At 61.3% G+C, this 6,657-nt stretch carries 4 protein-coding genes; 2 read left to right on the top strand and 2 right to left on the bottom strand.

The features are described 5' to 3' along the window. On the bottom strand, positions 1-747 hold a 747-nt coding region (locus ACRESD_RS20650; RefSeq protein ID WP_431752597.1), incomplete at its 3' end, for a sel1 repeat family protein. Position 748: 1 nt separating this feature from the next. Continuing rightward, the gene (locus tag ACRESD_RS20645) at positions 749-1,429 is read right to left on the bottom strand and encodes a Fe2+-dependent dioxygenase (RefSeq protein ID WP_431752596.1); all 681 of its coding nucleotides are present in this window, start codon (positions 1,427-1,429) and stop codon (positions 749-751) included. Between the two features lie 206 nt (positions 1,430-1,635). Here ACRESD_RS20645 and ACRESD_RS20640 point away from each other — a divergent pair, with 206 nt between their 5' ends. Together ACRESD_RS20640 and ACRESD_RS20635 are read left to right on the top strand one after the other, a co-directional pair. After that, complete coding sequence (locus ACRESD_RS20640; RefSeq protein ID WP_431752595.1) at positions 1,636-3,933, top strand: TonB-dependent receptor; 2,298 nt, start codon at positions 1,636-1,638, stop codon at positions 3,931-3,933. Between the two features lie 136 nt (positions 3,934-4,069). Continuing rightward, a complete protein-coding gene (locus tag ACRESD_RS20635; protein ID WP_431752594.1) occupies positions 4,070-6,595 on the top strand; it encodes a PepSY domain-containing protein in 2,526 nt (841 codons plus the stop codon). Positions 6,596-6,657: the final 62 nt, after the last annotated feature.

Here is a 6,657-nt window from a genome sequence, read left to right as displayed (position 1 = left end):
GGAAAGGGTAACGACGCGTTGCTGGTAGGCTTCAGCCATGGCGCGAATCTGCGGATCGTTGGCAGCCTCCAAGGCGTTATGGGCCGTACGCAAAAATTTGAGATTTCCGCCCTCCAACGCCTTGCGCAACCACTCCAGTGCTTCTTCGATTTGGCCTTTGTCAGCCAACACCGCTGCATAGCTGAACTGTCCGCGAAAATCGCCACCCTCGGCGGAACGGCGATACCAGTCGACGGCGGCCTCCAGATCCCTTGGGCAAAACTGCCCGTCTTCCAGATAACGACCCACCAGGTTCATGGATTTGGCATGCCTCTGCTCGGCCGCCAGACGATAAAACATCAGCGCTAGCGGGCGATCTTCAGTCACACCTCGGCCGGTCGCCAGCAAGTTGGCATAGTTGTACTGGCCCCAATCCAATCCGCCCTCGGCTGCCGCACGATAGGCCCGCGCCGCCGCCACCTCATCAACGGCACAGCCCCAGCCATGCTCCAGGCAACGCCCGGCCATATTGCGCGCCATCAAATGCCCGCCTTGGGCCGCGATCTGAAACCAACGCAGTGCCAACGCTTCATCCCGCGCAATGCCGCGCCCTTCCAGCAGGATTTGCCCGAGCAACGCCTGGGCGTCGAGCACGCCTTCCTTCGCCGCCATCAGGATGGCCTGGGCGGCGCGCACCGGGGAGTCGTCGAGCATGCTTTGCAGTTGTTCGACATTGAGCACTTCTTCACGGCGCAATAAAAAGCCCATGTCAGACCTCGACCCAGCGACGCAGCAGGTTGTGGTACGTGCCGGTGAGTTGGATCAGGGCCGGGTGGTCCGGGACGTCACGGGTCAGTTGCTGGATGGCGCCGTCCATCTCGAACAACAAGGTGCGCTGGCTGTCTTCGCGCACCAGGCTTTGGGTCCAGAAGAACGAGGCATAGCGCGCGCCGCGGGTCACGGCGTTGACTTTATGCAAGCTGGAACCGGGGTACAGCACCATGTCGCCGGCCGGCAGCTTGACCCGTTGCAGGCCGAAGGTGTCCTGGATTTCCAACTCACCGCCGTCGTATTCGTCCGGGTCGCTGAAGAACAGGGTGGACGACAGGTCAGTGCGCACCCGCTCGTGACTGCCGCGGGCCTGGCGCACGGCGTTGTCGATATGGAAGTCGAAACTGCCACCCGCGGTGTAACAGTTAAGCAACGGCGGGAAAACCTTGTGCGGCAGCGCTGCTGACATAAACAACGAATTTTTCCACAACCGCTCCAGCATCGCCGCGCCAATTTCCTTGGCCAGCGGGTGACCTTCGGGCAATTGCAGGTTGTGCTTGGCTTTGGCGGACTGGTGCCCGGCGGTGATCTTGCCATCAGCCCACTCGGTGGTTTCCAGGGCCTGGCGAATGCGCTGCACTTCCTCACGAGAGAACAGGCCGGGTATGTGCAGCAGCATGGGGCAGTACCTGAAAACAGAGAGTCATTAATGGTATTGATTCTTATCCGCCCTGTAAAACACCGGAGACGAATGAGTGCGTAAAAACCGTAAGCCAAAAGTGTAAAGAATGTAAATTCAATGCAATTAGCAATGTATCGCAATTGATATGAATACTTGTTCACCCTATATTCCGCGACCTCACATCCTTGGGGAAAGGACACGTCATGTCGCGCATTACTACAAAAACACCTGCCAGTTCACCACGCATGCTGGCTTCGGCCATCGGCGTCGCTCTCAGTGCCAGCTCCGTCGCCCATCTGGCGCAAGCGGCTGAAGATACCGAACAAAAAGGCGAGCGCAACAGCATCTCCCTCGGTGCCACCAGCATTACCGGCCAGGAACAGGACAACACCTCCTACCAGGTGGAAAAAGCCTCTTCACAGAAGTACACCGCGCCGCTGGTGGACACCCCGCGCTCGGTCACCGTGGTGCCGCAACAAGTGCTGAAAGACACCGCAGCCACCTCATTGCAGGATGCCTTGCGCACCGTGCCGGGCATTACCTTCGGCGCCGGTGAAGGTGGCAACCCTCAAGGCGACCGCCCGTTCATCCGTGGTTTTGACGCCCAGGGCGACACCTACCTGGACGGCGTGCGCGACACTGGCGGTCAGAGCCGCGAAATCTTCGACATCGAGTCGATCGAAGTCAGCAAAGGCCCGAACTCGTCCTTCGGCGGTCGCGGCTCGGCCGGCGGCAGCATCAACCTGGTGAGCAAGACGCCACAGGCGCGTGACTTCACCAACGGAGGCTTCACCTACGGTTCCGACCAGACCCGCCGTTACGTACTCGACGTAAACCGTCAGTTCCTCGACGACAGCGCCGCATTCCGTCTGAACCTGATGAGCCACGAACAGAACGTGGCCGGTCGCGATGCGATCAATTACGACCGTTGGGGCGTGGCGCCGTCGCTGACCTTTGGCCTGGGCACACCGACCCGCGTCAACGTCAGCTACTACCACATGGAAAGCGACGACCTGCCGGACTCGGGTATTCCTTATGGCTACAGCAACAGCGGCGCCAAAGCCGCGCATGTGCATGACAAGCCCACCGACGGCGGTGACAGCAACAACTTCTACGGTTTGAAAGACCGTGACTTCCGCAAGACCCGCGCCGACATCAGCACCTTCTCCGTCGAGCACGACCTGAACGACAACATGACGCTGAAAAACACCCTGCGTCACGGCAGCACCGGCCAGGACTACATCCTCACCCAGCCGGACGACAGCCAGCACAACGTCAACCAGTTCGGCACCGTTTGGCGTCGCGCCAACACCCGCGTGTCCACCACGACCACGACCACCAACCAGACCGATCTGTTTGGTAATTTCCAACTGGCGGGCATGAAGCACTCCTACTCCACCGGCTTGGAGTTCACCGGTGAGGAAACCCGCTACAGCGGCTACACCGTGTCGCCAAACGCCAACCCAAGCGGCGGTTGCAAACCCGGCCTGGTCGGCAACAGCGGCGGTAGCTGCACGTCCCTGGGCAATCCGAACCCGGACGACGCCTGGACCGGCAGCGCCACACGCAACTACATGGGCACCAACACCAAGGCCACCAGCCGCGCCGCCTACGTGTTCGACACCATCGAACTCGACCCGAAATGGCTGCTGAACGTCGGTTTGCGCTACGACACCTTCGACACCGTGGCCAATACCAACGCCACCACCGGGCGTTCCAAGATCAAAGAGGACAGCCAGTTCTTCAACTGGCAGGCTGGTTTGGTCTGGAAGCCTGTGGATAACGGCAGCATCTACGCGTCTTACGCCACTTCGGCCTCACCAGCCGGCGGCCTGGTCGGCGAAGGCGCCGATGGCAACCCACTGTCGGCCGGTGCCGCCAGCAGCGACCTGAAGCCGGAAGAAACCGTCAACTACGAGCTGGGCACCAAGTGGGACCTGTTCCACGACCGCCTGTCCCTGACCGCTGCAGTATTCCGCACCGAGAAGAAGAACACCCGCATCCTGGTAGACGCGATGACTTACCAGAACGCCGGCGAATCTCAGGTCGATGGCCTGGAGCTCTCCGCCAGCGGCAAGCTGACCGATCACTGGCAGGTGTTCGCCGGCTACAGCTACCTGGACAGCGAACTGGTCAAATCCGGTCTCAACGGACGTAATGGCGTGGTCAGCGCTGGCTCCAACAAAGGCAACGAAATGCCCAACACGCCGAAGAACACCTTCAGCCTGTGGACCACTTATGACATCACGCCAAAACTGACCATCGGCGGCGGCGCGTTCTACGTCGACCAGGTTTACGGTGATGCGGCCAACACGGTGTACGTGCCGTCCTACACCCGCTACGACGCCATGGCCAGCTACAAGCTGACCAAGAACGTCGACCTGCAATTGAACGTGCAGAACCTGACCGACAAGACCTACTACGACAAAGCCTACGCGGCACACTTCGCCAACCAGGCGGCCGGTCGTACGGCGCTGTTGACCACCAGCTTCCACTTCTAAAAGCGGTCAACGTTCAGCCAAAAGCCCCACGCATCGGATGCGTGGGGCTTTTGCATGTAAAACAGAATGTTTCTCGACAACTCACGGCATAATGCGCGCCGTGACGAACAAACCCAGATGAGCGAGGCGGTCAGACGTGTTGAAGAAAACCCTGTTTCAGTTGCACTGGTTCTTCGGCATCACGGCCGGGCTGGTGCTGGCGTTAATGGGGATCACCGGGGCTGCGGTTTCGTTTCAAGATGAAATCCTGCGGGCGCTCAACCCCGCGACACTGAGCGTGGAAAAACGCGAGGCTGGCGTGTTGCCGCCCGCCGAACTGGTGCGCAAGCTCGAAGCCACCGAAGGCAAGACCGTGTCGATGCTGTGGGTGGAAAGCGAAAGCGGCAATGCCGCCCGCGTGTTTTTCACCCCACCGCCAGGCGAGCGTCGCGGCCAGATGCGCTACTTCGACCCCTACACCGGCGACTACATGGGCGATGCCGTCGGCCAGGATGTACTCGGTTTCACTCTGCAACTGCACCGCTTCCTGGCCATGGGTGAAACCGGGCGCAACATCACGGGCGCCTGCACGCTGCTCCTGGTGTTCTTCTGCCTCTCCGGCCTGTACCTGCGCTGGCCGCGCCAGGTGGCGAATTGGCGAGCCTGGCTGACACTGGACTGGCGCAAAAAAGGCCGCAGCTTCAACTGGGACCTGCACTCGGTGTTCGGCACCTGGTGCCTGTTGTTCTATCTATTTTCGGCGCTGACCGGGCTGTATTGGTCTTACGACTGGTACAGCAAAGGGCTGACACAACTGCTGTCCGACGCCCCACAAAACGAAAGGATGCGCAAACGCGGCCCGCCGCCCGCAGGCCCGGCGCCAGTGGCCAACTACGACGCCATCTGGAGCAGCATCTACGCCAACGCCGGTCCCGACCTGAGCGCCTACAACATCCGCATGCCGGCCGTCGCCGGGCAACCGGCTACCATCTATTACCTGCTCAAGTCCTCACCCCATGACCGGGCGCTGAACCAGATCAACCTCGACCCGGCCACCGGCGAGGTCAAATCCCACGATCAATACGCGAGCAAGACGCTTGGCTCACAGTTGCTCACCAGCATCTATGCGCTGCACACCGGCAGCTACTTCGGCCTGACCGGCAGGATCATCCTCACCGTCAGCTCGCTGTTGATGCCACTGTTCTTTATCACCGGCTGGCTGCTGTACCTCGACCGTCGCCGCAAAAAGCGCCAGGTACGCGATGCCCGCAAAGGCTTAGGCTCCAATCACAGTGATGCATCGGCGTGGCTGATCGGCTTCGCCAGCCAGAGCGGCTTTGCCGAGCAACTGGCATGGCAAACGGCTGGACAACTGCAGGCCGCAGGCCTGCCGGTGAAGGTGCAGCCTCTGGGAAGCGTCAGCCAGAGTGACTTGAGCCAGTCCGAGAATGCGCTGTTCGTGGTCAGCACTTTCGGTGACGGTGAAGCGCCGGACAGCGCCCGTGGTTTTGAGCGCAGCGTGCTCGGCCAAGACCTGTCCCTCAAAGGCTTGAACTACTCGGTGCTGGCCCTGGGTGACCGTCAATATGAGCACTTCTGCGGCTTTGCCCGGCGTCTGCATTTCTGGCTGACCCATCAGGGCGGCAATGCGCTGTTCGCCCCCGTGGAGGTCGACAGCGGCGACACCGAAGCCCTGCTGACCTGGCAACAACAACTCGGCCAACTGATCGGCCACGCGCCTGCAGCGGCCTGGCAGGCGGCGCCGTATGAAAACTGGACGCTCAACCAGCGCACCCTGCTCAACCGCGACAGCGTCGGCGCCGACATTTACCTGCTGGGCCTGACACCGCCTTCGCCGCAAAGCTGGTTGGCAGGTGACTTGGTGGAAGTGTTGCCGCGCAACTGTCCGTGGGCCGTCGAGCACTTCCTTGAAGGCATGGGCCTGGCCGGCAGCGACGGCGTGGTGATAGAGGGGCTTACACAAACCCTCGACCAAGCCTTGGCCACCCGCCAACTGCCGACCCATCGTGCGCATCTGGTCGGCCTGCACGCCCAGGCGCTGGTGAACGCCTTAGTGCCCTTGGGCATGCGCGAGTACTCCATCGCCTCGATTGCCAGCGACGGCGTGCTGGAGTTGATCGTGCGCCAGGAACGCCACTCCGACGGCAGCCTGGGGCTCGGCTCAGGCTGGCTGACCGAACATGCGGCCATTGGCTCAGGGATCAGCCTGCGCCTGCGCCGCAACAGTGGTTTCCACCTGCCGCAGACACCGGCACCCCTGATCCTGCTGGGCAACGGCACCGGCCTGGCCGGCCTGCGCAGCTTGCTCAAGGCGCGCATTGCCGATGGCCAGCAGCGTAACTGGCTGCTGTTCGGTGAGCGCAATATCAAGCACGACTTCCTCTGCCAGGACGAACTGCACGGTTGGTTGGCCAGCGGTGACCTGGCCCTACTCGACCTGGCGTTTTCCCGGGATCAGGAAGAGAAAATCTACGTGCAGGACCGCCTGCGAGAGTCGGCGGATGTGCTGCGTAAATGGCTGGCCGATGGCGCGGCGATTTATGTATGTGGGAGTTTGCAGGGTATGGCAGCGGGGGTGGATCAAGTGCTGCATGAGGTGCTGGGCAGTGAAGCCGTGGAGCGCTTGATCGAACAAGGCCGCTATCGTCGAGACGTTTACTGAGATTTCGCAGACGCTGGAGAACCAATGTGGGAGCGGGCTTGCTCGCGAATGCGGTGTATCAG

The organism is Pseudomonas sp., from assembly GCF_050739995.1.
Classification (GTDB): Bacteria; Pseudomonadota; Gammaproteobacteria; order Pseudomonadales; family Pseudomonadaceae; genus Aquipseudomonas.
The sequence above is the reverse complement of the archived record's forward strand: the minus strand, read 5'-3'. Positions and strand labels throughout refer to the sequence as shown.